The sequence below is a fragment of the Mesorhizobium sp. M7A.F.Ca.CA.002.15.2.1 genome, assembly GCF_003998715.1.
Classification (GTDB): Bacteria; Pseudomonadota; Alphaproteobacteria; order Rhizobiales; family Rhizobiaceae; genus Mesorhizobium; species Mesorhizobium ciceri.
The window spans coordinates 1-535 of the sequence record NZ_RZPI01001235.1 but is presented as its reverse complement, the minus strand read 5'-3'; the positions used below and the strand labels follow the sequence as shown (position 1 = coordinate 535).

Here is a 535-nt window from a genome sequence, read left to right as displayed (position 1 = left end):
GGTTGGAACTGTTTCCGCCCGGCGAGCTTTTAACAGGGACTGTGGCCAACAAACCTCTTGCTCCGTTTGACTATCGATGATTCGCTATGGGTGACAGTTCGATTCGAGGAAGGGAGGCTCTTCATGCCGCGTCTTTTCACCGCCCTCGAAATTCCGCGTGACGCTGCCCTTTCGCTGTCCCTGCTGCGGGGCGGCTTGCCGGGAGCTCGCTGGATCGACGTCGAAAACTACCATCTGACGCTGCGCTTCATCGGCGATGTTCCCGGCCATGTCGCCGACGAGATCGCCAACGCGCTCGACCGCGTCCACCGCCCTTCTTTCTCGCTGGCGCTGACCGGCGTCGGCGCTTTCGGCCAGAAGAAGCCGCATGCGGTATGGGCGGGCGCTTCCGCCTCGCCCGATCTGGCCGCCCTTCAAGGTGAGGTCGACCGCATCTGCCAGCGGCTCGGCATCCCGGCCGACCCGCGCAAATTCATGCCGCATGTGACGCTGGCGCGCTTGCGCAATTCGACCCCGCTGGACGTTGCCCAATATC

At 63.4% G+C, this 535-nt stretch carries 1 protein-coding gene; it reads left to right on the top strand.

The features are described from left to right. Positions 1–123: 123 nt before the first annotated feature. Positions 124–535, top strand: a 412-nt coding sequence (thpR, locus tag ENZ74_RS33855) for an RNA 2',3'-cyclic phosphodiesterase (RefSeq protein WP_127313382.1), incomplete at its 3' end; no start/stop codon positions are given.